28 protein-coding genes are annotated in these 23,441 nt (G+C 71.4%); 5 read left to right on the top strand and 23 right to left on the bottom strand.

The window, feature by feature from the left end:
* Positions 1-83: 83 nt before the first annotated feature.
* The 22 genes from VFR90_RS07520 to VFR90_RS07625 all read right to left on the bottom strand — a co-directional run bounded on the left by VFR90_RS07520 (position 84) and on the right by VFR90_RS07625 (position 17,068).
* Positions 84-494 carry an Hsp20/alpha crystallin family protein gene (locus tag VFR90_RS07520; protein ID WP_414676509.1) on the bottom strand — a complete coding sequence of 137 codons (411 nt, stop codon included), beginning with the start codon at positions 492-494 and terminating at the stop codon, positions 84-86.
* A 54-nt stretch (positions 495-548) separates the two neighbouring features.
* Positions 549-998, bottom strand: coding sequence for an Hsp20/alpha crystallin family protein (locus VFR90_RS07525; protein ID WP_326405490.1), 450 nt, complete (start codon positions 996-998; stop codon positions 549-551).
* A gap of 183 nt (positions 999-1,181) precedes the next feature.
* The gene (locus VFR90_RS07530) at positions 1,182-1,670 is read right to left on the bottom strand and encodes a hypothetical protein (RefSeq protein WP_326405491.1); all 489 of its coding nucleotides are present in this window, start codon (positions 1,668-1,670) and stop codon (positions 1,182-1,184) included.
* A gap of 55 nt (positions 1,671-1,725) precedes the next feature.
* Positions 1,726-2,220, bottom strand: a complete 495-nt coding sequence (locus tag VFR90_RS07535) for a nuclear transport factor 2 family protein (protein ID WP_326405492.1) — start codon at positions 2,218-2,220, stop codon at positions 1,726-1,728.
* Positions 2,221-2,312: 92 nt separating this feature from the next.
* A complete protein-coding gene (gene cynS / locus VFR90_RS07540) occupies positions 2,313-2,756 on the bottom strand; it encodes a cyanase (protein WP_326405493.1) in 444 nt (147 codons plus the stop codon).
* 28 nt (positions 2,757-2,784) lie between these two features.
* The gene (locus VFR90_RS07545; protein ID WP_326405494.1) at positions 2,785-3,684 is read right to left on the bottom strand and encodes an ABC transporter ATP-binding protein; all 900 of its coding nucleotides are present in this window, start codon (positions 3,682-3,684) and stop codon (positions 2,785-2,787) included.
* Entirely contained in the window at positions 3,674-4,564 is an 891-nt protein-coding gene (gene ntrB / locus VFR90_RS07550; protein ID WP_326405495.1) for a nitrate ABC transporter permease, read from the bottom strand. Before ntrB ends, VFR90_RS07545 begins: the two co-directional genes overlap by 11 nt.
* Before the next feature lie 7 nt (positions 4,565-4,571).
* Entirely contained in the window at positions 4,572-5,921 is a 1,350-nt protein-coding gene (locus VFR90_RS07555; protein ID WP_326405496.1) for a CmpA/NrtA family ABC transporter substrate-binding protein, read from the bottom strand.
* Positions 5,922-6,108: 187 nt separating this feature from the next.
* Positions 6,109-6,633, bottom strand: coding sequence for a DUF4142 domain-containing protein (locus VFR90_RS07560; protein WP_326405497.1), 525 nt, complete (start codon positions 6,631-6,633; stop codon positions 6,109-6,111).
* Positions 6,634-6,797: 164 nt separating this feature from the next.
* Complete coding sequence (locus VFR90_RS07565; RefSeq protein ID WP_326405498.1) at positions 6,798-7,493, bottom strand: response regulator; 696 nt, start codon at positions 7,491-7,493, stop codon at positions 6,798-6,800.
* Positions 7,490-8,839: a PAS domain-containing sensor histidine kinase gene (locus VFR90_RS07570; RefSeq protein WP_326405499.1), complete on the bottom strand. Its 1,350-nt coding sequence runs from the start codon at positions 8,837-8,839 to the stop codon at positions 7,490-7,492. Before VFR90_RS07570 ends, VFR90_RS07565 begins: the two co-directional genes overlap by 4 nt.
* 194 nt (positions 8,840-9,033) lie before the next feature.
* On the bottom strand, positions 9,034-9,750 hold the full coding sequence (locus tag VFR90_RS07575) for a hypothetical protein (RefSeq protein WP_326405500.1): 717 nt from the start codon (positions 9,748-9,750) through the stop codon (positions 9,034-9,036).
* Positions 9,751-9,788: 38 nt separating this feature from the next.
* Positions 9,789-10,361, bottom strand: a complete 573-nt coding sequence (locus tag VFR90_RS07580) for a poly-gamma-glutamate hydrolase family protein (protein ID WP_326405501.1) — start codon at positions 10,359-10,361, stop codon at positions 9,789-9,791.
* Positions 10,362-10,393: 32 nt separating this feature from the next.
* Positions 10,394-11,374, bottom strand: a complete 981-nt coding sequence (lipA, locus tag VFR90_RS07585; RefSeq protein ID WP_326405502.1) for a lipoyl synthase — start codon at positions 11,372-11,374, stop codon at positions 10,394-10,396.
* Positions 11,364-12,068: a lipoyl(octanoyl) transferase LipB gene (gene lipB, locus VFR90_RS07590; RefSeq protein ID WP_326405503.1), complete on the bottom strand. Its 705-nt coding sequence runs from the start codon at positions 12,066-12,068 to the stop codon at positions 11,364-11,366. The genes lipA and lipB overlap by 11 nt, the downstream gene beginning before the upstream one ends.
* 19 nt (positions 12,069-12,087) lie before the next feature.
* Positions 12,088-12,387, bottom strand: a complete 300-nt coding sequence (locus VFR90_RS07595; RefSeq protein WP_326405504.1) for a YbeD family protein — start codon at positions 12,385-12,387, stop codon at positions 12,088-12,090.
* A gap of 2 nt (positions 12,388-12,389) precedes the next feature.
* Positions 12,390-13,304: a D-amino acid aminotransferase gene (locus tag VFR90_RS07600; RefSeq protein ID WP_326405505.1), complete on the bottom strand. Its 915-nt coding sequence runs from the start codon at positions 13,302-13,304 to the stop codon at positions 12,390-12,392.
* Positions 13,305-13,312: 8 nt separating this feature from the next.
* Positions 13,313-14,467, bottom strand: a complete 1,155-nt coding sequence (locus VFR90_RS07605; RefSeq protein ID WP_326405506.1) for a D-alanyl-D-alanine carboxypeptidase family protein — start codon at positions 14,465-14,467, stop codon at positions 13,313-13,315.
* Positions 14,468-14,546: 79 nt separating this feature from the next.
* Positions 14,547-15,185 carry an alpha/beta hydrolase gene (locus VFR90_RS07610; RefSeq protein ID WP_326405507.1) on the bottom strand — a complete coding sequence of 213 codons (639 nt, stop codon included), beginning with the start codon at positions 15,183-15,185 and terminating at the stop codon, positions 14,547-14,549.
* Positions 15,186-15,189: 4 nt separating this feature from the next.
* Entirely contained in the window at positions 15,190-15,513 is a 324-nt protein-coding gene (locus VFR90_RS07615) for a (2Fe-2S) ferredoxin domain-containing protein (RefSeq protein WP_326405508.1), read from the bottom strand.
* Between the two features lie 13 nt (positions 15,514-15,526).
* On the bottom strand, positions 15,527-16,639 hold the full coding sequence (locus VFR90_RS07620) for a VanZ family protein (RefSeq protein ID WP_326405509.1): 1,113 nt from the start codon (positions 16,637-16,639) through the stop codon (positions 15,527-15,529).
* A gap of 6 nt (positions 16,640-16,645) precedes the next feature.
* A complete protein-coding gene (locus tag VFR90_RS07625; protein ID WP_326405510.1) occupies positions 16,646-17,068 on the bottom strand; it encodes a CopD family protein in 423 nt (140 codons plus the stop codon).
* A 366-nt stretch (positions 17,069-17,434) separates the two neighbouring features.
* Here VFR90_RS07625 and hemB point away from each other — a divergent pair, with 366 nt between their 5' ends.
* From hemB to VFR90_RS07650, 5 genes are all read left to right on the top strand, one after another.
* Positions 17,435-18,454, top strand: a complete 1,020-nt coding sequence (gene hemB / locus VFR90_RS07630) for a porphobilinogen synthase (protein ID WP_326405511.1) — start codon at positions 17,435-17,437, stop codon at positions 18,452-18,454.
* A complete protein-coding gene (locus VFR90_RS07635; protein ID WP_326405512.1) occupies positions 18,451-19,551 on the top strand; it encodes a magnesium transporter CorA family protein in 1,101 nt (366 codons plus the stop codon). The genes hemB and VFR90_RS07635 overlap by 4 nt, the downstream gene beginning before the upstream one ends.
* Positions 19,552-19,597: 46 nt before the next feature.
* Positions 19,598-20,695, top strand: a complete 1,098-nt coding sequence (gene hppD, locus VFR90_RS07640; RefSeq protein ID WP_326405513.1) for a 4-hydroxyphenylpyruvate dioxygenase — start codon at positions 19,598-19,600, stop codon at positions 20,693-20,695.
* Entirely contained in the window at positions 20,692-21,594 is a 903-nt protein-coding gene (gene phhA / locus VFR90_RS07645; protein ID WP_326405514.1) for a phenylalanine 4-monooxygenase, read from the top strand. Before hppD ends, phhA begins: the two co-directional genes overlap by 4 nt.
* A 141-nt stretch (positions 21,595-21,735) precedes the next feature.
* Complete coding sequence (locus VFR90_RS07650; protein ID WP_326405515.1) at positions 21,736-22,533, top strand: hypothetical protein; 798 nt, start codon at positions 21,736-21,738, stop codon at positions 22,531-22,533.
* Here the strand turns inward: VFR90_RS07650 and VFR90_RS07655 are convergent.
* Positions 22,464-23,381: an esterase/lipase family protein gene (locus VFR90_RS07655; protein WP_326405516.1), complete on the bottom strand. Its 918-nt coding sequence runs from the start codon at positions 23,379-23,381 to the stop codon at positions 22,464-22,466. The two genes, VFR90_RS07650 and VFR90_RS07655, sit on opposite strands and share 70 nt — an antisense overlap.
* Positions 23,382-23,441: the final 60 nt, after the last annotated feature.

The following is a 23,441-nucleotide window of genomic DNA, read 5'->3' on the forward strand; positions in this document are numbered from 1 at the left end:
CTCGCGCCACAGCGGCACGACCACGCCGATCGCGCGCAGCGCCCATGCCGGCGCCGCGGGCCGCTGCTGGCGGGCGCGATCGGTCAGACCACGTTGACGTCGATCCTGCGCGGCTGCGCGTGGGCCGCCTTCGGGATGCGCAGCTTCAGCACGCCGTGCTGGCTCTCGGCGCTGATCTTCGAAGCGTCGAGCTCCTTGCTCAGCGTGAAGCTGCGGCGAAAGCGCGGCAGCTCCAGCTCGAGGTGGCTCGGCTTCAGCTCGGCCGGCATCGCGATGCGGACTTCGCCTTCGATGGTCAGCGTGTCGGCCTCGACACGCACCTGCACCGCGTCCTTCGGCACGCCGGGCAGGTCGGCGACGAGCGTGATGCCCGATGCGTCCTCGATCACGTCGACCGGCGGGCGCATCGCGGCCGTCTGCTCCTGAGCGGCGGTCTGCGGCGTGCTCGGGTGCGCGGGCACCGTGGCGTTGCGGGTGGCAAGAGCTTCACTCATGTCGAACTCCTTGATTCCTCGGGACTAGCGTCGTTGGGGCGGGCGGCGCGGGCGTCAATGCACCTCGATGCGCCGCGGCTGCGCGGCTTCCTGGCGGGCGATGCTGATGTGCAGCACGCCGTCGCGGTAGTCGGCCTTGACGTTCGACGCATCGACGTCGTCGGGCAGGCTCACCACGCGGCGGAAGCGGCCGGCGAAGCGCTCGTCGATGTGGACGCTGCGCCGGGCCTCGTCCTGCGAACCCGCGGCCGGGCGCTCGACGCTGCGCTCGCCGGCGATGGTGAGCACGCCGCGGTCGATCTGCAGGTCAATCTTGCCGGGGTCGAGCCCGGGCGCGAAGACCACCAGCTCGACCGAGCGCGGGGTCGTGCCGAGGTTGAGTGCGGGAAAGCCGCGGGTGCCGCCGCGGATGCTGGGCATCGCGCCGAGCGCCTGCTGGATGTCGCTTTGCAGGCGGTCGAGTTCACGGAACACGTCGCGGTCGAAGAAGGATCGGTAGAGCATGGCAACTCCTGACGAAGGTCGGTGTTTCGAACCCGGCGGATCGCGTGGCGCCGGAGCCTCATGCCGCAGGAGATAGGCGCCGCGCGGTGCGTTTCAAGAGCCTTGAAATCCGCGCCGGCGCTCGCATCGTCAGCGGGTTCGAGGCGGTGGCGTCGCCCCCGCGCCCCGTCGCGCGTGCCGGCTTCAGCCGGTCTCCAACGACGCGACGATCGCGTCGAAAAGCTCGCGCTCGTCGTCCCACGCCAGCAGCGTGAGCTGCAGCTCGAGCCCCGGCTGCGACCAGCTCGCGCGATGCCTGTGCACGCTGCGCGCGCCGGCGCGGCCGAGCTCGTGCGCGCCGCGCGCGGGCCGGGTCGCCGGCGCTTGCGCCGAAGGCCGGCTCTCCAGCAGCAGGTGCGGCAGCGTGAACCAGCGCTGGTGCGGCACCCGCTGCCACGCCGCGCGCACCGTCCATGCGCTGTCGGCGCCGGCGGCGCGGGCGCGTTCGCCGGCTTCGACGATCTCGGCACGCGGGATCGGTATCCAGTCGCTCGGCAGGTCGAGCCCGAGCCGCAGGCCGTCGTCGTCCACCCGCTGCCGCGCGGCCCGGGCCGCGGGCGCGCAGGCGAGGGCGAGCAGGGCCGCCAGCGCGTCGCGGCGACGCGGATCGCAAGGCAGGCGGCGTGGGCTCATCGCGGCCGATGATGCCGCGGCGGCGTGTGCCACGGACGGACCCGGCGGCGCGGCCCTACAGCCCAAGTTCGCTCAAGCCCGGGTGATCGTCGGGCCGCCGGCCGAGCGGCCACAAGAACTTGCGCTCGGCCTGCCGGATCGGCTGGTCGTTGATGCTCGCGTGGCGGTGCGTCATCAGCCCCGCCGCGTCGAAGCGCCAGTTCTCGTTGCCGTGGCTGCGGTACCAGTGGCCCGAGTCGTCGTGCCATTCGTAGGCGAAGCGCACCGCGATCACGTCGCCCGCGGTGCACCACAGCTCCTTGATGAGGCGGTAGTCGAGTTCGCGCGCCCACTTGCGCGCGAGGAAGGCGCGCACCGCCTCGCGCCCGACCGGAAACTCGGCGCGGTTGCGCCAGCGCGTGTCCTCGGTGTAGACGCGCACGCACACGTCGGGGTCGCGCGTGTTCCAGGCGTCCTCCGCACCGCGCACCTTCTTGGTCGCCGACTCCACCGCGAACGGCGGCACGGGCGGTCGAGCTTCGGTCATCACCATCTCCCGCAGCACGGACATCGCGTCGCCGCGAGGCGATGCATCCCAGCGGCCCCGCCGTTGAGCGGAGGCGGCTCAACGAGCCGCGTTCGCTCGAACGGCGCCGCAGACGGTCAGTACGTCTTGTAGGGGAGGAACTTGCCGCTCATCGTGATGCTGACCCGGTCGCCCTTCGGATCCGCCTCGCGCTGCAGGTCCATCCTGAAGTCGATCGCGCTCATGATCCCGTCGCCGAACTCCTCGTGGATCAGTTCCTTGAAGGTCGTGCCGTAGACGCTCACGAGCTCGTAGAAGCGATAAATCAGAGGATCGGTCGGCACGCTGGTCGGAAGGCTCCCCTTGTAGGGCACGACCATCAGCCACTTCCTCTCGTCGTCGGAGAGCCCGAAGAGCTCCGACACCACGCCGGCCTGCTCCGCGGTGAGCGTCATCTGGCCCAGGCAGGCGGCCGTCGTCCACTCCTTGCTCTGGCCGACCTTCGCGGCGATGTCGGACCACTTCAGGCCCCGGGCGACCTTGGTCGCGATGATCTTTTCGGTGACGTCGAGTCGGCTCATCAGGTGCTCCTTCAAGGGTGGGGTCGCGTCAGGCGACGCGATGCAGGTTGGGCGTGACGGTCGGCACGGGCTGCGCGGGCTCGGCGGGCACGAGCCCCGGCTCGACCACCGGCGGATGCGCCGGGCCCTTGCCGTGCGCGAGGGCCTTCGAGCGCGCGACGAGGAAGTCGACCAGGTGGTTGCGGATGCGGTAGTACTGCGGGTCGTGGTGCAGCGTGGCGCGCTGGCGCGCTTGTTCGCCGGAGCGCGGCATCGTGTTGCGCACGATCTCCGCGACGCGCGCGCGCGGGCCGTTGCTCATCAGCAGGATCTTGTCGGCCAGCAGGATCGCTTCGTCGACGTCGTGCGTGATCATGAAGACGGTCTGCTGCGTCTCGGCGCAGATGCGCAGCAGCTCGTCCTGGATGGTTCCGCGCGTCAGCGCGTCGAGCGCGCCGAAGGGCTCGTCGAGCAGCAGCATCTTCGGCTCGATCGCGAAGGCCCGCGCGATGCCGACCCGCTGCTTCATGCCGCCGGAAAGCGCCTGCGGCTTCTTGTCGATCGCGGCGCTCAGGCCGACCATCGCCACGTATTTCTCGACGTGCGCATCGACCTGCGCGCCGTTCCAGTCGGGCCACTTGCTGCGCACCGCGAACGCGATGTTGCGGCGCACGGTGAGCCAGGGCATCAGCGCATGGCCCTGGAACACCACGCCGCGCTCCAGGCTCGGGCCGGCCACTTCGCGCCGGTCCATGAACACGTGGCCGGCGCTTTGCTGCTCCAGCCCGGCGAGCACGTTGAGGATCGTCGTCTTGCCGCAGCCGCTGTGGCCGACGATGCACACGAACTCGCCCTTCGCGATGCCGAAGTTGACCTCGTCGAACACCGGCTCGGCGCAGCCGGGGTAGGTCTTCGCCAGGCCCTCGACCGCAAGGAAGTCAGTCGGCATACGTCACCGCCTTCTGCGCGCGCGCGAACGCCGCGTCGAGCAGCATGCCCACGATGCCGATCACGCCGATCGCGAAGATCACGTTGGTCAGCGAGAGGTTGTTCCACTCGTTCCAGACGAAGTAGCCGATGCCGGTGCCGCCGACCAGCATCTCGGCCGCGACGATCACGAGCCACGCGATCCCCATGCTGATGCGCATGCCCGTCAGGATGGTCGGCGCGGCCGCCGGCAGGATCACCTCGAACGCGCGCCGAAGCGGCCGCACCTCGAGCGTCTTCGCGACGTTCAGCCATTCCCGGCGCACGCTCGCGACGCCGAAGGCGGTGTTGATCAGCATCGGCCAGACCGAGCAGATGAAGATCACGAACACGCCGCTGATCGACGAGTCCTTGATCGTGTAGAGCGCGAGCGGCATCCAGGCCAGCGGCGAGATCGGCTTCAGCACCTGGATGAACGGGTCGAGCGCGCGGTGCAGCAGCGGGCTCATGCCGATGGCGAAGCCGAGCGGGATCGCGACCGCCATCGCGAGCAGGTAGCCGGCCGCCACGCGCGCGAGCGAGGCGCCGAGCTGCAGGCCGATGCCCTTGTCGTTCGGGCCGTTGTCGTAGAACGGCTGGGACAGGTTGGCGACGAAGGCGCTGCCGACCTGCGCCGGCGACGGGAAGCCGTCGCTCTTGCGCGTGCCGGCCGTTTCGCCGCCGTCGGCCGCGGGCACCGGCTTGCCCATCAGTTTCAGGTATTCGATCTGCTCGGCGGTCAGCGGCGCGGCGGCGGCCACGGGCGCCGCCGATCGCGGAAGCGTCGCGAGCTGCCAGGCGGCGAGCAGCACGAAGAGCAGCAGCGCCGAGACGAGCGCGGCCTTCATGTCGAGCGACTTCATCGCGGGCTCAGGCGGCGCTGCGGCTGATCGCGAAGCTCTTCGCGTACTCGTCGGCCTTCGCCGGGTCGAACTCGCGGCCCATCACCTTGAATTTCGGATAGCCAGCGCTCGCCGCCGGCGCCCTCTGGCCGAGCTCGCCCATGAACTTGCGCGCGTCGGTCAGCAGGAACACCTGCTCGGCGATCTGCCGGTAATCCACGTCGCCCTTCACGTAGCCCCAGCGCTTCATCTGCGTGAGCATCCACACGGCCATGCTCTGCCAGGGCACCGGGTCGAAGTCGGCGCGCGCGGGGACGTTCTTCACGCCGCCCAGGCCATCGGCGAACTTGCCGGTCAGCACCTGCGCGACCACGGTCTCGGGCTGGTTCAGGTAGGCGGTGGGTGAGATCACCTTCGCGATCAGCTCGCGGTTGGCCGGGTCGCGCGCCATCCGCGCGGCCGTCAGCACCGAGCGGTACAGCGCCGCGAAGGTGTTCGGGTTCTGCTGGATGAAGGCCTCGCTCACGCCGAAGGCGCAGCAGGGGTGGCCGTCCCAGATCTCTTTGCTCAGCAGGTGGATGAAGCCGACCTCGTCGTAGACCGCGCGCTGGTTGAAGGGGTCCGGCCCGAGGAAGCCGTCGATGTTGCCGGCGCGCAGGTTCGCAACCATCTCCGGCGGCGGCGTCACCCGGATCTGCACGTCGGTGTCGGGGTTGATGCCGTGCTCCGCCAGGTAGTAGCGCAGCAGGAAGTTGTGCATCGAGTACTCGAAGGGCACCGCAAACTTGAAGCCCTTCCAGCCCTTCGGATCGCGCCGCTCCTTGTGCTTGGCCGCCAGCGTGATCGCCTGGCCGTTGACGTTCTGGATCGTCGCGACCCGCATCGGCGTCTGCGTCGAGCCCAGGCCCATGCTGATCGCCAGCGGCATCGGGCTCAGGAAATGGGAGGCGTCGTGCTCCTTGTTGATCATCTTGTCGCGGATCAGCGCCCATCCGGCGGTCTTGTTGAGCTGGACGTTGAGGCCTTCCTTTTTGTAGAAGCCCAGCGGGTCCGCCATGATCAAAGGCGTCGCGCAGGTGATCGCGATGAAGCCGAGCTTCAGGTCCTTCTTCTCGAGCGGCTTCTTCTCCTGCGCGATCGCCTCGAGCGCGGAAAGCGGCAGCAGCGAAGCGATCGCCGCGCGCGCGGTGTTCGCGCCGACGGCCTTCATGAAGGCCCGCCGCAGCGGCTCCTGCGGGAACAGCGCCTTGACCAGCGAAGCCTCGATGAAGCCGCGCGAGGCCTCCTCGGTGCTCGCATGCTGCGAAGGCGGATGGTCGGCGCCGCAGGCGCACCTCAACATCAGCGGGCGGTCGGCGTCGTAAGGGTTCGAGCTCATCGCGTGCTCCTCGGGCGTGCTGCCGCAGTCTCGGCAGCGCCCGGGCGCGGCGCCATCCCGGCGCCTGCGATTCCCATGTAGGGCTGGCCCTACAGCCGCCGCGGCCCGGCGGCACGCGCAGCCTCGGCGAGGCCGCGCGCCGCCACGGAGCGGCAGGGCGGACCGCGGCTCGCAGGCCGCGGCCGCGTCACTTGTCGGTGCTGGCGACCGCCTGCTTCAACGTCGACGCGCTCTTCAGGTGGTGCTCGAGTTGCGGCAGCGTCTTGCGCGCGAAGGCCTTCACGTCCGGGTCGCTCGCTTCGGCCGCGGCCTTGCGGAACAGCTTGATCGTGTCCTCGTGCGCGGTGACGCCGACGATCTCGGCGTACTGGCGGTCGAAGCGCTCGCCTTTCATCGCGGCGAGCAGCTTGATCTTGGCCTGCTGCGCGAGCGACGGCTCGCCAGGCAGCGCCACGCCCTTCTTCTCGGCCAGCGTCTTGAGCTCGTCGCCGACCTTCGAGTGGTCGCTGCTCATCTGCTTGGCGAAGGCCTTCACCTTTTCGCTGCTGGCGCTCTTCAGGGCCAGGCCGCTGGCTTCGATCTCGGTGCGGTTCGCATGGTCGGCCTCCTTCATGAAGTCGGCGTCGGCGCGGGCCAGCGTTTGCGCGAAGGCGGTGGTGGACGCCAGCAGCGAGGCGGCGAGCAGCAGCTTGAGCAGGGGGTGGCGGTTCATGAGGTTCTCCATGCGGGGGGTGGTGCGCGGGTCGCCGGAGCCGAAGCGACAGCGAGCGTGCCGTGGCCCCCGTACCGGCAGGCATCGTGCCGGGCACCGGCGGGCGCTCGCCGGGCACGTGCAATGGCGCCGCGTCGCGCCGGGACGGCCCGCGACGTTTCCGGCTACAGCGGCTGCAGTTCCTGCCGCACCGCGTAGAGCGCGAGCTCGACGTCGTTGCGCGCGCCGGTCTTCTCCAGGATGCGCGCGCGGTAGGTGCTGATCGTGTTCGACGCCAGCGACAGCTGCTCGGCGATCTCGCCGACGCTGCGGCCGGCGGCCAGCAGGCGCAGCACCTGGTATTCGCGGTGCGACAGGCGCTCGTGCGGCGCCGCTTCGTCGCCCGCCTTGCCGAGCGCCTTGACGCTGAGGGCGCCGGCCAGCTGCTCGGCGACCACCGGCGTGATGAACAGACCGCCGGCGGCGACCTTGCGGATCGCCGCGCTCATCTGCTCGCTGTCCGCGCTCTTGTTCAGGTAGCCGGCCGCGCCGAGCTTGAGGCAGCGCACCGCGTACTGCTTGTCCGGGAAGGTGCTGAGCATCAGCACTGCAAGCTTCGGGAACTCGCCCTTCAGCTGCTTGAGCACGTCGAGCCCGTCGCGCTGCGGCATCGCGATGTCCATCAGCACCACGTCGATCGGCGTCTTCTGCGCATGCAGCGCGCGCACCAGCCGCACCGCCTCGGCGCCGCGGTCGGCCTCGGCCGCGACGGCGATGCCTTCGCCGCCGGCGGCACTGGCGCCGTCGTTGGCGTCCGCCAGCATCTGCCGGAGGCCCTGGCGCACGATCTGGTGGTCGTCGCAGACGAGCACGCGGATCACGCGACACCCCCGCGGCCGGCGGCGGCCGGTGCCATCGAGGCCGCGCGCGCGAGCGCCGCGACGCGCGCCGCGGTGATCGCGCTGCCCCCGTCCGCGCCGCCTTCGGGCAGCGGCATCACGAGCCGCACGACGGTGCCCTGCTGCGGCGCCGTCTCGATCGTGATGCGCCCGCCGAAGTGGGCCGCGCGCTCGCGCATGCCGAGCACGCCGTAACTCTTCGGGTGCATCAGCGCCTCGCGGGCGGCGCCGATGCCGTCGTCGCGCACTTCCAGGTGCAGCACGCCGCGCGGCGGGCCTTCGACGTAGAGCCGGATCCACACCGAGCGCGCCTGCGCGTGCCGCGCCACGTTCGACAGCATCTCCTGGAAGATGCGGAACACCGCGATGGCCCAGCGCTCGCCGCCTTCGCCGCCGTGCGCCGCGCTCGGCGGCTCGACACCGGTGGCGACGTGGAACTGCACGTCGGCGCGCAGCTCGCTCGCCTCCACGAACTCCTGCGCCTGCCATTCGAGCGCGGCCCACAGGCCTTGATGGTCGAGGATGCTCGGCCGCAGGTCGGTGATGATCCGGCCGAGGTTGCCGACCGCGCGATCGATCGTGCTTCCCATGCCGTGGCACTTGCATTGCAGGTCCGTGCGCCCGTCGAGCCGCTTGCCGAGCCAGCCGACGTCCATCTTCAAGGCCACGAGCAGCGAGCCGAGCTCGTCGTGGATCTCGCGCGCGATGCGGGTGCGCTCGGTCTCGCGCACCGACTCGGAGTACGCCGCCAGTTCGCGCAGCTGGGCGAGCGCGCCGGAGAGCTCGGCGGTGCGCGCGGCGACGCGGCGTTCGAGCTCCTCGTTGCTCTGCGTCAGCTGCGCGTTCATCCGCTTGAGCAGCAGCTCGGTCTGCTTGCGCCGCGAGATGTCGACGAAGCTCGCGACCGCGCCGATCGTCACCGGCCCCTCGGGCGTGGCCTCGACGATCGGGTGCGACGAGTACTCGGCCGCGAACGAGCTGCCGTCCTTGCGCCACAGCACCTCGTCGTCGATGCGGCAGGGCCGGCCTTCGCGGAAGGCCGCGAATATCGGGCACTCGGCTTCGGGGTACGGCCGGCCGTCGGGGTGCGAGTGGTGGATCAGCTCGTGCATGTTCCGCTGCAGCACCTCCTCGGCGCGGTAGCCGAGCATCTGCGCGCCGGCGCGGTTGACGAAGATGCAGCGGCCCTGCATGTCCACGCCGAACAGGCCCTCGCCGGTCGATTCGATCAGCAGCGCGCTGCGCTCCTTCCACAGCCCCTGCAGGCTCGCGGCGGCGAGACCGGCGTCGAACGGCGCAGGGATCGGAGGAGCCGGCTCGGTGGACATGGGTTCGGCGCGAAGACAGCCGGCTTGCGTGCAACGACCGTGCCGGCAAGGCCCGCCCACCGGCGACGCCCGCACCGGCGCGCACCCGCGCCCGCATGCACCGCCGCCGCGCGGCACGCGCGGCACCGCCCGACTTTGGTGACATTGCTGCAGCGCGAGAGCACCGCGAGCGAGAGCGCGGGACGGCGCTTCGCTCAGGGCGCGCTGACGCGCATCTGCAGCAGCGAGCGCGACTGCGTGCGCGATTCGCTGCGATAGACCGTGCCGCTGTCGCTGCGCTGCGCGCTTTGCTCGGTGCCTGCGACGGTGACCCACTCGCCCAGCGGCAGCTGCAGCGTGGTCAGCAGCCCGGCGGTCTCGGTGCTGCCTTCGGGCAGCGGCCTGCCGTCGAGGCCGTAGCGCGAACCGCTGCCGCCGCCGGCCATCGCGCTGGCTTCGCTGCGGATCTCCACCGTGACCGGCGCCACGCCGCCCGGCCAGCGCGGCCGCACGGCCACGCGCCGGCCCACGTCGACCAGGCCGGTCGTCCCGACCACGCCCTGGCCCTGCGGCGTCCACACCGGCGCGTACCAGGTCACGGGCTGGCTCACGCCGGTCGAGAGCAAGCCCTGGCCGCCGTTGAGCACGCGCAGCATCTGCGTGCTGTCGGCGCCGCGGGTCTGGCTCGTCGAGCCGATGGTCACGTCGGCGCGCGGGCGGACCTCGCCGTTGGGGCCGATCGTCACGCTGCCGGAGCGGATGCCGCCCACGTTGCCGTCGCCCGACGATCCGTCGGTCTGGCGCAGCTCGACCAGCAGGTTGCGCTGCGGCAGCCGTTCGCCGCCGCCGGGCGGCTGCTGCGCGAACGCGGCCGACGCAAGGCCGGCGAGGCATGCGGCGACCACGCCGCGCGACGATCGAAAGAGACGCATCGCCACAGCTTAAGCGCGCGCCGCGGCTTCGACACGGCTCAGCGGCCGAGCACCCCGCGCACCGCCGCGACGAGGCTCGGCTGCAGCGGGCCGCCACGCAGGCGCCCGCTCAGCTCGAGCTGCACGCCGATGCGCCGGCGGCCGCGGTTGCAGATGTTGTGCGGATCGAGCGCCTGGAAGCGCAGGCCGTCGGTGACGGCCTCGATGCCGGCTTCGCGCAGCGCACCGGCGAGCTCGGCCTTCAAGGCGTCGTCGAGCCCGCCGACGATCACGCCCGGGTCCGGCTCGACGGGCTGCGCGTTGTAGCCGTGGATCGTCACGATGCGGTCGCAGCGCGCGACGAGCGCGAGCGCCTCGGGCTCGTCGAAGCGGTGGCTGGTGAGGTGCAGCCGCGCGTGGTTGTCCGCGGTCAGCCGGCCTTCGAACAGGTAGAGGTTGAAGTCCTCGCCGGCGATCGCCCGGGCGACGGCCGAGGTGGCGCGTTCGATGCCGCCGCCGTGCGGCGCCACGATCGCCACCGTGGAGGCGTGCAGCGGCCGGACGAGGATCTCGTAGTCGCTGCCGCGCCGAAAGCGCGCGGCGATGTCGGCGAAGCTGCGCGGCTCGGCCATCGGCGCGCCGTGCTCGCGTCGGGCCGTGGCGCTCAGGCGCCGGCCGTCAAGCCCGCCGCGTGCGCCTGCTGGTCCGCGTGGTAGCTGCTGCGCACCATCGCGCCGACGGCGGCATGGCTGAAGCCCATCGCCTGCGCTTCGCGCTCGAACATCGCGAAGGTGTCCGGATGCACGTAGCGCCGCACCGGCAGGTGGTGGCCGCTGGGCGCGAGGTACTGGCCGAGTGTGAGCATGTCGATGCCGTGCGCGCGCATGTCGCGCATCACCGTGAGGATCTCCTCGTCGGTCTCGCCGAGGCCGAGCATCAGGCCGCTCTTGGTCGGCACCGTCGGGTGCAGGGCCTTGAACTTCTTCAGCAGGTTCAGGCTGAAGGCGTAGTCGCTGCCCGGGCGCGCTTCCTTGTACAGGCGCGGCACGGTCTCGAGGTTGTGGTTCATCACGTCGGGCGGCGCGGCCTTGAGGATTTCGAGCGCGCGATCGTCGCGGCCGCGGAAGTCGGGCACCAGCACCTCGATCTGCGTCGCAGGCGACAGCGCGCGCGTCTGGCGGATGCACTCGACGAAGTGGGCGGCGCCGCCGTCGCGCAGGTCGTCGCGGTCGACGCTGGTGATCACCACGTACTTGAGCTTCAGCGCCGCGATCGTCTTGGCGAGGTTCGCCGGCTCGTCGGCATCGAGCGGGTCGGGACGGCCGTGGCCCACGTCGCAGAACGGGCAGCGGCGGGTGCACTTGTCGCCCATGATCATGAAGGTGGCCGTGCCCTTGCCGAAGCACTCGCCGATGTTCGGGCACGAGGCTTCCTCGCACACCGTGTGCAGCTTGTGCTCGCGCAGGATCTGCTTGATCTCGTAGAAGCGGGTGCTCGGGCTGCCGGCCTTGACCCGGATCCAGTCGGGCTTCTTCAGCACCTCGCCGGCGGGGATCACCTTGATCGGGATGCGCGAGGTCTTGGCCTGCGACTTCTGCTTGGCGGAGGCGTCGTAGGGCGCGGCGAGGGGCGTGTCAGCGGCCATCGGGGTCGGTCTTTCGGGGAGCGAGTTGCGCTTGCAGCCGGGCGGCCAGCACGCTGGCCACGTCGGCCTCACTCGCGGCAACGCCGATTGTCCGCAAATCCACCGTCGCGAGGCCGGCGTAGCCGCAGGGGTTGATGCGCGCGAAGGGGCTCAGGTCCATCGCGACGTTCAGCGCGACGCCGTGGTACGCGCGGTGCCGGCTGACCTTGATGCCGAGCGCGGCGACCTTGCCCAGGCCGCGCCAGGGGTCGCGCGGGTCGGCGGGGCCGACGAGCGCCGCGTGGTCGAACGGGTCGTCGAGGCGCAGGTAGATGCCCGGCGCGCCGGCGACGCGATGGCCGGTGACGCCGAAGTGGGCCAGCGTGCGCAGCACCGCCGCCTCGAGCCGGAACACGTACTCCTTGACGTGGAGGCCGAGCCGCTGGAGATCGACCAGTGGATAGGCGACCACCTGTCCGGGCCCGTGGTAAGTGACCTGGCCGCCACGGTTGCTCTGCACGACGGGGATGCCGCCGGCCTCGTGCGGATCGAAGTGCACATGCTCGGCGCGCCCGGCGATGCCCTGCGTGAAAACGGGTTCGTGCTCGCAGAGCCAGAGCTCGTCGGGCGTGCCGGCATCGCGCGCCTCGGTGAAGGCGCGCATCGCGGCGAAGGTGGGCTCGTAGGGGACGAGGCCGAGCGACCGGATCTGCATCGAACCCGCCGCGCGGTGACTACAAGACCACCTTCACCATCGGGTGCGAGCTCAGCGCGCGGTACAGCTCGTCGAGCTGCCCGCGGCTGGTGGCGGTGACGGTCAGCGTCAGGCCGAGGTAGTTGCCGGCCTTGCTGGGGCGCCGTTCGATCGTCGCAGGGTCGAACGCCGGGTCGAAGCGCCGGGCGACCTCGACCACCGCCGCCTCGAAGCCCTCGGCCTGCGCGCCCATCACCTTGATCGGAAAGGCGCTCGGGTAGTCGATCAGGCTCGCGCGCTCGAGCGGCGTGCCGTCCTCGGGGATCGCGTCCGTGCTCATCGTCAGATGGATTGTTCGAGCTTGGCCCGCTGGTAGGCCTCGTGCAGCCGCGCATACACCGGCCCGGGCTTGCCGCGCAGCGCGCCGTGGCCGACCTCCTCGCCGTCGATGCGGGTGACCGGCAGCACCTCCTTGGTCGCCGAGCTGAGCAGCACCTCGTCGGCCGTGCGCACCTCGTCTTCGGTGATCGGCCGCAGGCTGTAGGGGATGCCGATGTCCTCGCACAGCTCGCGCAGCAGCTCGAAGCGGATGCCTTCCAGCACGTGTTCGCTCTTCGGCGCCCCGAGCAGCGCGCCTTCCTTGACGATCCACACGTTCGACGCCGCGGCCTCGGTGAGGTGGCCGTCGCGGAACATGATGGTTTCGGCCGCGCCGTGGTCGGCTGAGAGCTGGCGCGCGAGCACCGCGCCGAGCAGGCTCACCGCCTTGATGTCGCCGCGTTCCCAGCGGAAGTCGCGCGCGGTGACACAGGCGACGCCGGCGTGGCGCTGCTCGGGCGTGGCCGGCTTCATCGGCGTCGCGGTGACGAACACGGTGGGCTGAGGATGCGCGGGCATCACGTGGTCGCGCGGCGCGACGCCGCGGGTGATCTGAAGGTAGACGAGCTGGTCGTCGGCGCCGCTTTGCGCATGCTGCGCGGCGACCAGCTTGCGGATGATCTCGAGCCATTGCTCGCGCTGCAGGGGCTGGGGCACGCGCACCTTCGCCAGGCTGCGCTCGAGCCGGGCGAGGTGCTCGTCGAAGCGGAACAGCCGCCGCGCGTAGACCGGCACGACCTCGTAGACGCCGTCGCCGAAGATGAAGCCGCGGTCGAGCACGCTGACCTTCGCCTCGCCGAGCCGGCTGTACTCGCCGTTCAGGAAGCACAGCGTGTCGGCGGTGGCCGCAGGCAGCGCCGCGGGGGTCAGCGTGTTCATCGGCGGCCTCACTTGATCCACAAGCGCAGCGAGTCCCAGGCGCGGCCGAGCAGGCCGGCCTGCTCGACGTTCTCCAGCACCGTCAGCGGCAGCTCGGCGACGGCGGCATTGCCGGCGCTGAGCTTGATCGTGCCGACCACCTGGCCCTTGGCGAGCGGCGCGACCAGCGGGTCGGTGCGGGTGATCTCGGTCTTGAGCTTGTCGCCCTCGCCGCGCGGCACCGAGGCCATCACCGCCTGCGCGCTGCCGAGCTTGGCGGTGCGCGACTTGCCCTTCCAGACCTCGGGGGTCGCGACCGCCTGGTTGGCCTCGTAGAGCTTGACCGCGTCGAAGGCGGTGTAGCCCCAGTTCAGCAGCTTCTGGCTTTCGGCCGCGCGGCCTTCCATCGACGCGGCGCCGAGCACCACCGTCAGCAGCCGGCGCTCGCCGTTCGGGAAGCTGCGCTTGGCGGTGGTGACGAGGCAGTAGCCGGCGGCGTCGGTGTAGCCGGTCTTCAGGCCGTCGACCGTCGGGTCGCGGTAGAGCAGCAGGTTGCGGTTGGGCTGCTTGATCTTGTTGAAGGTGAACTCGCGGATCGAGTAGTACGGCAGGTACTCGGGGAAGTCGCGGATCAGCCGGGTCGCGATCACGCCGATCTCGCGCGCGGTGCTGGTGTGGCCGGGCGCGGTCAGGCCTTCGGGGTTCTTGAACGAGGTGGCCTTCAGGCCGAAAGCCTGCGCCTGGCGGTTCATCGCGGCGACGAACTGTTCGACGCTGCCGGAGACGCCTTCGGCGAGCACCACCGTCGCGTCGTTGCCGCTCTGAACGATGACGCCCTTGAGCAGGTCGTCGACCTTCACCTGGCTGCCCAGCGGCAGGAAGCTGCGCGACGCGCCGGTCATGCCGGTGCGCCAGGCGCGTTCGCTGACGGGCAGCGTCTGGTCGAGCGTCAGCTTCTTCTCCTTCAGCGCCTGGAACACGAGGTAGGCGGTCATCAGCTTGGTCAGCGACGCGGGCTCGACCGGCAGGTCGGGCTCGCGCGCGGCCAGCGTCTGGCCGGTCGTCACGTCGAAGACGAGGTAGGAGCGCGCCGCCACCTCGGGCGGCTGCGGGGCCTGGGCGTGCGCGAGCGTGGCGGCCGTCGTCACGGCGAGGGCGAGGATCGAAGCGAGCAGTCGGTTCATCGGGATGGGAAAGATCGTTCGGGCGCGGCGATGGACAAGCCGGCCGCGCGAAGGTTCGCAACAAAGAGGCAAGCGGTGCTCAGCCGGCCAGCGGCTGGCTCCAGGCGCGCAGCAACAGCGTTTTGAGCAGCGCGAGCTTGCCGTGGAAGAAGTGGCCGCTCGACGGCAGCACGGTGACGGGCAGATCCTGCGCGGCGGCCCAGGCGAGCGTCGCGGCGCAGGGCACGACTTCGTCGTCGCTGCCGTGGACGACGAAGGTTTCCGCGCGCAGGGCTTCGGGCAGGTCGGGCACCGTCTGCTTCTGCGTCGAAGGCGCGACGAGCGCGAGCCGCTGCGCCGGCGCCGCGCCGGCGAGCCGCTGCGCGACCGAGGCCGCGACGAAACCGCCGAACGAGAACCCGGCCAGCACCAGCGGCAGATCCGCGCCGCGCTGCGCGGCGACGACCGCCAGCGCATCGTCGATCTCGCCGCGGCCGGCGTCCCAGCTGCCTTCCGATCGGCCGACGCCGCGGAAGTTGAAGCGCAGGCTGCGCCAGCCGTTCTGCAAGCCGGCCCGGGCGATCGTCTGCACGACCTTGTTGTCCAGCGTGCCGCCGTGCTGCGGATGCGGATGGCACACGACCAGCACGGCGCTCGGCGTGGCGGCGGGCTCGTCGAGTGCCGCCTCGATCGCGCCGGCCGGACCGGAAAGCTGCAGGTGCTGCGTCTGCGCGTTCATGCGCTCAGCGGCCGATGTCGGGCGGCAGCACCAGTCGCTCGACCACCTCGCCGCGCACCAGGTGCGACTCGACGATCTCGTCGACGTCGTGCTTGTCCACGAAGGTGTACCAGGTGCCCTCCGGGTAGACCACCGCGACCGGCCCGCCGGCGCAGCGGTCGAGGCAGCCGGCCTTGTTGACGCGCAGCTTGCCGGGGCCCATCAGGCCGAGCTGCTTCGCGCGCTTCTTGCAGTGGGCGAAGCCGCCTTCGGCGTCGTGGTCGGCGCAGGCGGCTTCGCCGTCGCGCTGGTTGAGGCAGAAGAAGATGTGGCGCTCGTAATAGCTCATGCGCGCGATTGTCTCAGGCGGTCCTTCGCATCAGGCGAGCAAGCAGGTAGGCGAGCGCGGCCCAGGGCCACACCCAGCCGACCCATTGCGCGACGCCGTGGAAGCGGATGAAGCGGCCCTGCTCCCAGGCCTGCAGGCTCGCGGCGAAGTAGCTGTCGGCGGGCGCATGGTGGACAACCGCCAGCATCGCCGTGGTGGCCATCAGCGCCAGCGCCGCCGCGCTGCGCGCGGGCAACCACGCGCACAGCACCGCGATGCCGGCGGCCAGGCCCACGGCCGGCAGCACCGGCGGCGTCAGCCAGGCGAAGGCGTGATCGGGGCCGAAGTTCAACGCGGTCGAGAGCGTGGCCGCGCCGAGCCCGAGCGCCAGCGCGCCGGCCACCAGCACGATGCGCCGGCCGCCCGGCGGCGCCATGCTGTAGGCCAGCAGGCTCGGCGCCAGCAGGCCGGCGGCGATGCCGAGCAGCTCGACGCCGGGCGCCAGCGGGGTCGCGTCGAGCGGCGGCGGGCGCAGCCAGCCGTCCCACGCGGTGCCTTCGAGCGCCGCGTCGGCGAGCACGCGCAGCCGGCCCAGCACCTGCCCGAGTCCGAACGGCAACGGCGGCGGGAACAGCAGCCCGATCGGCCATAGCAGCAGCAGCGCGATGCCGGCGGCGCTGGGCCGGTCGAGCCAGCGCTCGCGCCAGCGCTGCCAGCCCTCCAGGCCGCCGGCCGCGTGGATCGCCAGCGAAACCGAGGCGCCGAGCGCCGCGCCGGCCGTGTTCAGCGCCCAGTCGATGATCGACGGCACCCGCAGCGGCAGCAGGTGCTGCAGCGTCTCCAGCACGTGGCTCAGCGCGGCGCCGAAGGCCAGCGCGGTCGCGACCGCCGCCCAGCGCCTGCGCCCGCCGCGCAGCATGCCGGCGCACACCAGCGCGCCCAGCGGCATGTAGGCCAGCACGTTGCCGAACAGATCGAAGCGGCCGACCCCGCGCGGCTGCGGGATCGGCAGCCGCAGCCACTCGACCGGCACCGCTTCGGGCCACTGCCAGCCGGAAAAGGGGTGCAGGCTCGCGTAGACGATCAGCCCGACCCATGCCCAGGCCAGCGGCCAGGCCGAGCTGCGGTGGCGCGTGGCGGCGGCCACGGCGGGTCAGAAAGGCTTGACGACGACCAGCACCACGATCGCCGTGAACAGCAGCACCGAGGTCTCGTTGAACAGCCGGAACCAGCGGTGCGAGTGCGGCGTCGCGCCCTGCTCGAAGGCGCGCAGCAGCCGCCCGCACCACAGGTGGTAGCCGAAGGCCGCCACCACCAGTGCCAGCTTCGCGTGCATCCAGCCGGCACCGCGGCCGATGCCCCAGCCGAGCCACAGCCACACCCCGAGCAGCACCGCGATGCCGAGCAGCCCGTGCGTGAAGCGGTTGAGCTTGCGCGCCATGAGCAGCAGGCGCGCGCGTTCGGCCGGGCTGTCGGGCGGCACGAGCGCGAGGTTCACGAAGATCCGCGGTAGGTAGAACAGGCCCGCGAAACCGCTCGCGACGAAGACGATGTGGAAAGCTTTGACCCAGAGCATCGGCCGATTATCTGGACCGGCATGACAGCGCCCCGGAGCCGTTGCAACGAGGCTCGTGTCGCCGCGCGACGTCGAGCCTTGCGGCGGCGGCCCGAAAGAAAAAAGCCCCGGCGTGACGCCGGGGCCGCAAAGCCTGTTCGCTGTCACGCGGCAGGCTCCTGCTCAGGGAGGAAAAGCAGGGGACGACAGCCTTGCGGCATATCATCCGCCGGCGAGTCTAGCAGCGGCTTTTCGCTGCCACCGACACCCCGGTGACGCGCCCGAACCCGAGCTTCCCCTCCTGACGCTTCGCCGGCCCGCACCGCGCGCAGACCGCGAGGGCAGGCGGATCGGCGCAGCCCGCCGCCTACGAAAGAAGGTCCGCCCGTGAGCCAGGCCCGCCACTTCGCCCAGCGCTTTCCCGCCACCCGTGCGCGCCGCCTGCGCCGCGACGCCTACACCCGCGACCTGGTGCGCGAGCACCGGCTGAGCCCGGCCGATCTGATCCTGCCGGTCTTCGTGCTCGACGGCCGCGACCAGGCGCACCACGTCGCCTCGATGCCCGGCGTGCAGCGCCTGAGCCTCGACCGGCTGCTGCCGGTGGCCGAAGCCTGCGTGAAGGAGCGCGTGCCGGTGATCGCGCTGTTTCCGGTGATTGACGCGGCGAAGAAGTCCGAGGACGGCCGCGAGGCGACCAACCCCGAAGGCCTCGTGCCCACCGTCGTGCGCGAACTGAAGAGGCGCTTTCCCGAACTCGGCGTGCTGACCGACGTGGCGCTCGACCCCTTCACCTCGCACGGCCAGGACGGCCTGCTCGACGCCACCGGCTACATCCTCAACGACGAGACGGTCGCGGTGCTCACCGCGCAGGCGCTGGTGCAGGCCGAGGCCGGCGTGGACATCGTCGCACCCAGCGACATGATGGACGGGCGCATCGGCGCGATCCGGCAGGCGCTGGAAGCGCGCCGCTTCATCCACACGCGGATCATGGCCTACAGCGCCAAGTACGCGAGCGCCTTCTACGGCCCGTTCCGCGACGCGGTCGGCTCCGCCGGCAACCTCGGCCGCGCCGACAAGAAGGTCTATCAGATGGATCCGGGCAACGGCGACGAAGCGCTGCGCGAGGTGGCGATGGACATCGCCGAAGGCGCCGACATGGTGATGGTCAAGCCCGGCATGCCCTACCTCGACATCGTCCGGCGCGTGAAGGACGAGTTCCGCATGCCGACCTTCGCCTACCAGGTCAGCGGCGAGTACGCGATGCTGAAGGCCGCCGCCGCGAACGGCTGGCTCGACGGCGACGCCGTGATGATGGAGTCGCTGCTCGCGTTCAAGCGGGCCGGAGCCGACGGCGTGCTGAGCTATTTCGCGCTCGAGGCGGCGCGCAGGCTCAACGCGGGCTCATGAAGGTCTTCCACGTCCAGGCCGACCAGTTCACCCAGCTCGACGGCCTGCCCGAACGCCTGCCGGCCACCGGCTACCTCTGGGTCGGCAGCGCGCGGCGCGAGTTCGAGGTCGGCGCGGCCCAGGTGCAGGCCGCGCTGCAGCGCTGGACGGGTGGGCAGCTCGTCGATCTGCATGTGGCCGACCTGCTCAACAACCAGCTGCCCTCGCACTTCGACTACACCTCGTGGTACGACCTGATGGTGTTCCGGCGCCTCGCTGCGGGCAGCGGCAGCGGCAAGCTCTTCGTCGACGACGAGCACGGCACGCTGCTCGGCGCCAAGCGGGCGCTCGAGGCGATCGACACCAGCCCGGTCGGCTTCGCGATCTTCGACCGCGTGCTGCTGACCATCCACCCGACCGACTGCCAGGTGCGCGACCACTTCGCGCAGCGCCTGCTGGCCGCCACGCAGGGCCACGAGGCGCGCAGCGTCGGCGTGCGGCTGCCCACAAGCCCGGCCGATCTGATGCTGCGCATGGTCAACCACATGGTCGACAGCTACCTCGAGCTGCGCCGCCTGCTGACGCGCCAGCTCGGCCATCTGCAGCAGGAGCTGTTCCGCCCCGGCGGGCGCTTTCGCGACTGGCAGACGCTGCTCGACGCGCGCAACGCGCTGCACATGCTGGAGGACACCTGCGAGGACCAGCGCAGCGCGATCGTCGAGTGGATCGACGCGCTCGACGAGTGGCCCGACGAAGGCGACAAGGCCGCGCGCCGCGAGCGCGAGCTGCTGCGCGTGCGGTCGCGCGACGTGCTCGAGCACATCGAGCGCGTGCTGAGCCACGTGCGCCGGCTCGAGAACTCAGCCGAGAGCGCGGTGCAGATGCACTTCTCGGCGCAGAGCCACCGCATGAACGACATCATGCGCACGCTGACGGTGATCACCGCGGTGTTCATGCCGCTGAACCTGATCACCGGCTTCTTCGGCATGAACTTCGACTTCCTGCCCCTGATCCACAGCGGCTCCGGCGTCTGGATCGCCAGCGGCGGCATGCTCGCGGTCGCGGTCGGGCTGGTGGTGTACTTCCGGCGCAAGCGCTACCTCGAGCAGCAGCGCTGAGCGCCTCCCTCATCGACCCGACACGCCACGCACGAGGAGGCGATCCATGAGCTTCACCGCCTGGGACAACCCCATGGGCACCGACGGCTTCGAGTTCATCGAGTACGCCGCGCCCGACCCGGCCGCGATGGGCGCGCTGTTCGAGCGCATGGGCTTCACGCCGATCGCGCGCCACCGCCACAAGGACGTGCTGCTGTACCGGCAGGGCGAGATCAATTTCATCGTCAATGCCGAGCCCGACTCGTTCGCCCAGCGGTTTGCCCGTCTTCACGGGCCGTCGATCTGCGCGATCGCCTTCCGCGTGCAGGACGCGCGCCACGCCTACGAACGCGCGCTGTCGCTCGGCGCCTGGGGCTATGCGGGCGTCGCGGGGCCGGGCGAGCTGAACATCCCGGCGATCAAGGGCATCGGCGATAGCCTCATCTACTTCGTCGATCGCTGGCGCGGCAAGGGCGGCGCGGCGCCGGGCGAGCTGGGCAACATCGGCTTCTACGACGTCGACTTCGAGCCGCTGCGAGCCGGCGCGGAGCTGAACCCGCCCGGCCACGGCCTCACCGCGATCGACCACCTGACGCACAACGTCTACCGCGGCCGCATGGCCGAATGGGCCGAGTTCTACGAGCGGCTGTTCGGCTTTCGCGAGATCCGCTATTTCGACATCGAAGGGCAGGTCACCGGCGTGAAGAGCAAGGCGATGACCAGCCCCTGCGGAAAGATCCGCATCCCGATCAACGAAGAGGGCAACGAGAAGGCCGGCCAGATCCAGGAGTACCTGGAGCGCTACCGCGGCGAAGGCATCCAGCACATCGCGCTGGCCTCGACCGACCTGCCCGCCACCGTCGATGCGCTGCGGACCCAGGGCGTGAAGCTGCTCGACACGGTGGACACCTACTACGAGCTGATCGACAAGCGCATCCCGGGGCACGGCGAGAACGTCGCCGCGCTGCGCGAGCGCAGGATCCTCGTGGACGGCAAGGCCGGCGCCCTGCTGCTGCAGATCTTTTCCGAGAACCAGCTCGGGCCGATCTTCTTCGAGTTCATCCAGCGCAAGGGCGACCAGGGCTTCGGCGAAGGCAACTTCAAGGCGCTGTTCGAAAGCATCGAGCTCGACCAGATGCGCCGCGGCGTGCTCGGCACGCCATGACGACCGCCGAAGCTCGCGACGGCCTCGACCGCGCGGTCAACCAAGGGGTGGCCCCGGTCGTCTACGGCCAGGGCGACCGGGCGCCGCGCGGCGACTACGCCCGCGCCGCGGCCGACTACACCTGCGCCCAGGACTGGGCCGCCTACACCGAGGCCGACCACGACACCTACCGGCGCCTGCACGCGCGCCAGCTGCAGCAGCTGCCGGGGCTGGCCTGCGACGAGTTCATCGCTGCCGTCGACAAGCTCGGCGCGCCGGACCGCATCCCGCGCTTCGAGGCCGTCTCCGAACGGCTCGCAAAGGCGACCGGCTGGCAGATCGTCGGCGTGCCGGGGCTGATCCCCGAGAAAGCCTTCTTCGCGCTGCTGGCCGCGCGCAAGTTCCCGGTCACCGACTGGATCCGCAAGCCCGAGGAGTTCGACTACGTCGTCGAGCCCGACGTCTTCCACGACCTGTTCGGCCACGTGCCGCTGCTGTTCGACCCGGTGTTCGCCGACCACATGCAGGCCTACGGCCTCGGCGGGCTGAAGGCGAGCCGGCTCGGCGCCTGCCCGCTGCTCGCGCGGCTTTACTGGTACACGATCGAGTTCGGCCTGGTGAACTCGCCGCGCGGCGTGCGCGCCTACGGCGCCGGCATCCTGTCGAGCGCCGGCGAGCTGCGCCACGCGGTCGCCGACCCGAGGCCGCAGCGCATCGCGCTTGACGTCGAGCGGGTGATGCGCACGCTCTACCGCATCGATGCCTACCAAGCCAGCTACTTCGTGATCGACAGCTTCCAGCACCTGTTCGACGCGACCGCGCCCGACTTCACGCCGATCTACGCGAAGCTGCAGCAGCTGCCGACGCTGGAAGCCGACGCCGCGCTGCCCGGCGACCGCCGGTTCGCCCCGGCGACCTGAGCCGGCCGGGCCCGAAGCGCCGCCTCGGCCCGGCCCGAGTTTTCCCTTCCCCTGCCGCCTCCCACCCAGGGTGGATGCCCGGGCGGAGGGGTGCCGCCGAGACTCGACCGGATGCACTCCAGTCTTGCCGACCCCCTACCGATGTCGCCCCAGCTGTCCGCCCGATGCGTGCTGGCCGTGCTGGCGGCAAGCTTGCTGGCCAGCGGACTCGGTCTTCTGGCGCTGGGGCCGGTGGCGCTGCGCCCGTCGGCGGCGCCGGCCTGGAGCACTCTGCACAACGGCTCGGCGCTGCTGGTGATCCTGGCGGCCGGCTGGGCGGCGGCGCGCAGCGACCAGCTGCGTCGGCGCCCGTGGCGCCAGGCCTGGCGCAACTTCTTCCGCATCGCCGCGCTCGCCGCGGTGCTCGCGCTGTTCGACGGTGCGGCCGCCACCGAGCTCGGCGGGCGTCTCGCCCGGATGGCGGCCGGCAGCGCCTGCGCGCTGGTGGCGCTGATCTTTCTGGCCGAGCGGCTCGGGCCGCGCTGGATCGCGCCGCGCCCGATGTTGCTGGCGCTGCTGGCCGGCCCGGCGGCGGCGCTGATCGGCTTCGCCGCGCAGGCGCTCCACGGCCAGCCGGACGCGCGCCTGCTGCTCTGGCTCGAGGCGCTGCCCCTGCTGCTGCTGCCGCTGGGCGTCTGGGGGCTGTCGAGCCGGGGCCTCGCCGGCGGCGACTGGCTGCTCGCGCTCGGCGGCTACCTGGCGAGCAAGCTGCTCGCAGGTTTCGACGCCGAGGTGCTGGCCGCGTCGGGCGGGGGGATCGACGGCGCGAGCGCGGCGCGCTGGCTGGTCGCCGGAACGCTCGGCTGGCTCGGCTGGCGGCTGCTCGGCCGTCAGCCGCTGCGCGCGGTGGGCGCCGGCTCGTCGAGCGCGCCGAACACCTCGGCGAACACCTCCGGCTGAAACGCCATCGCCACGTGCGCGGTCGCGCGCAGGTGGTGGGCAACGGCTCCGGGCCAGATGGCGGTGCTCGGCGGCATCACGATGTTGTCGGCATGGCCCCAGAAGCAGCTGCGGCCGGCTGTCTTGCCTTCGGTCTCGCGCGCGAGCAGGCCGCCCAGCCAGTCGCTGCCGCGGCGCATCGCGCGGGCGTTCGGCGTGCGGCTCCAGCGCGCGATCCAGGTGCCCTGGTGCGGCGTGCCGATGGTGACGAAGCGGTGCGCCCGCTGGTCGGAATCGGGCGTCGCGCAGCGCCAGGCGCGCAGCACCAGCCCGCCCATGCTGTGCGCGACGACCACCGGCGCAAGCCCGGTCGCCTGCTGCATCGCCGCGATGGCGGCCTCGAGCGCCGGCACATAGGCCTCGATGTCGGCAAACACCGGCTCGAGGTTCACCGCGACGAAGGGCCGCGCCTCGGCGTGGCAGCGCGCGAGCCACGGGTTCCAGAAGCCGCGATTGCACACGTAGCCGTGGACGAAGACGATGCCGCGCCGCCCGGGCGGCCCGAGGCGGTCGGGCCAGCGGCGCGAGCGAAACGGTTGCTGCCACCAGAACACGCGCGCGGACCAGCCGCATTCGCCGACCCAGGCGCGCAGCAGCTCGAAGCCGGTGGCGGGCGTCGAGGCGTCGCCGCGCCGCACCGCGAGCAGCACCAGGAACTCGAAGCCGAGCACCAGCATCGGCCCGCACAGCACCAGCGCCGCGACCAGCGCACCGAGCCCCGGCCGGCCCAGCGAGGCGCACACCGCGAAGCCGACCGAGGCCCAGAAGACCAGCGCAACCAGCGCCGCGCGCAACAGCTTCGCGAGCATCAGGCGCGGGCGAGCGAAACCGCGGCGCGCGCCGCGCCCGGCCGGACGCCGCCGCGGGCG

Origin of the sequence: Methylibium sp. (assembly GCF_035762065.1) — a bacterium.
Lineage (GTDB): Bacteria > Pseudomonadota > Gammaproteobacteria > Burkholderiales > Burkholderiaceae_C > Methylibium.

What these genes read in the sequence shown, in the direction of transcription:
- hppD (WP_326405513.1), top strand. Translation starts at nt 19,598, where the DNA reads ATGAGCTTCACCGCCTGGGACAACCCCATGGGCACCGACGGCTTCGAG.
- VFR90_RS07615 (WP_326405508.1), bottom strand. Translation starts at nt 15,513, where the DNA reads ATGAGCTATTACGAGCGCCACATCTTCTTCTGCCTCAACCAGCGCGAC.
- lipB (WP_326405503.1), bottom strand. Translation starts at nt 12,068, where the DNA reads ATGCAGATCCGGTCGCTCGGCCTCGTCCCCTACGAGCCCACCTTCGCC.
- VFR90_RS07580 (WP_326405501.1), bottom strand. Translation starts at nt 10,361, where the DNA reads ATGGCCGAGCCGCGCAGCTTCGCCGACATCGCCGCGCGCTTTCGGCGC.
- VFR90_RS07575 (WP_326405500.1), bottom strand. Translation starts at nt 9,750, where the DNA reads ATGCGTCTCTTTCGATCGTCGCGCGGCGTGGTCGCCGCATGCCTCGCC.
- VFR90_RS07595 (WP_326405504.1), bottom strand. Translation starts at nt 12,387, where the DNA reads ATGAGCACGGACGCGATCCCCGAGGACGGCACGCCGCTCGAGCGCGCG.
- phhA (WP_326405514.1), top strand. Translation starts at nt 20,692, where the DNA reads ATGACGACCGCCGAAGCTCGCGACGGCCTCGACCGCGCGGTCAACCAA.
- VFR90_RS07605 (WP_326405506.1), bottom strand. Translation starts at nt 14,467, where the DNA reads ATGAACCGACTGCTCGCTTCGATCCTCGCCCTCGCCGTGACGACGGCC.
- VFR90_RS07600 (WP_326405505.1), bottom strand. Translation starts at nt 13,304, where the DNA reads ATGAACACGCTGACCCCCGCGGCGCTGCCTGCGGCCACCGCCGACACG.
- VFR90_RS07650 (WP_326405515.1), top strand. Translation starts at nt 21,736, where the DNA reads ATGTCGCCCCAGCTGTCCGCCCGATGCGTGCTGGCCGTGCTGGCGGCA.
- VFR90_RS07610 (WP_326405507.1), bottom strand. Translation starts at nt 15,185, where the DNA reads ATGAACGCGCAGACGCAGCACCTGCAGCTTTCCGGTCCGGCCGGCGCG.
- VFR90_RS07525 (WP_326405490.1), bottom strand. Translation starts at nt 998, where the DNA reads ATGCTCTACCGATCCTTCTTCGACCGCGACGTGTTCCGTGAACTCGAC.
- VFR90_RS07555 (WP_326405496.1), bottom strand. Translation starts at nt 5,921, where the DNA reads ATGAGCTCGAACCCTTACGACGCCGACCGCCCGCTGATGTTGAGGTGC.
- lipA (WP_326405502.1), bottom strand. Translation starts at nt 11,374, where the DNA reads ATGGCCGCTGACACGCCCCTCGCCGCGCCCTACGACGCCTCCGCCAAG.
- VFR90_RS07535 (WP_326405492.1), bottom strand. Translation starts at nt 2,220, where the DNA reads ATGTCCGTGCTGCGGGAGATGGTGATGACCGAAGCTCGACCGCCCGTG.
- cynS (WP_326405493.1), bottom strand. Translation starts at nt 2,756, where the DNA reads ATGAGCCGACTCGACGTCACCGAAAAGATCATCGCGACCAAGGTCGCC.
- VFR90_RS07570 (WP_326405499.1), bottom strand. Translation starts at nt 8,839, where the DNA reads ATGTCCACCGAGCCGGCTCCTCCGATCCCTGCGCCGTTCGACGCCGGT.
- VFR90_RS07520 (WP_414676509.1), bottom strand. Translation starts at nt 494, where the DNA reads ATGAGTGAAGCTCTTGCCACCCGCAACGCCACGGTGCCCGCGCACCCG.
- VFR90_RS07530 (WP_326405491.1), bottom strand. Translation starts at nt 1,670, where the DNA reads ATGAGCCCACGCCGCCTGCCTTGCGATCCGCGTCGCCGCGACGCGCTG.
- VFR90_RS07625 (WP_326405510.1), bottom strand. Translation starts at nt 17,068, where the DNA reads ATGCTCTGGGTCAAAGCTTTCCACATCGTCTTCGTCGCGAGCGGTTTC.
- VFR90_RS07560 (WP_326405497.1), bottom strand. Translation starts at nt 6,633, where the DNA reads ATGAACCGCCACCCCCTGCTCAAGCTGCTGCTCGCCGCCTCGCTGCTG.
- VFR90_RS07655 (WP_326405516.1), bottom strand. Translation starts at nt 23,381, where the DNA reads ATGCTCGCGAAGCTGTTGCGCGCGGCGCTGGTTGCGCTGGTCTTCTGG.
- ntrB (WP_326405495.1), bottom strand. Translation starts at nt 4,564, where the DNA reads ATGAAGTCGCTCGACATGAAGGCCGCGCTCGTCTCGGCGCTGCTGCTC.
- VFR90_RS07545 (WP_326405494.1), bottom strand. Translation starts at nt 3,684, where the DNA reads ATGCCGACTGACTTCCTTGCGGTCGAGGGCCTGGCGAAGACCTACCCC.
- VFR90_RS07635 (WP_326405512.1), top strand. Translation starts at nt 18,451, where the DNA reads ATGAAGGTCTTCCACGTCCAGGCCGACCAGTTCACCCAGCTCGACGGC.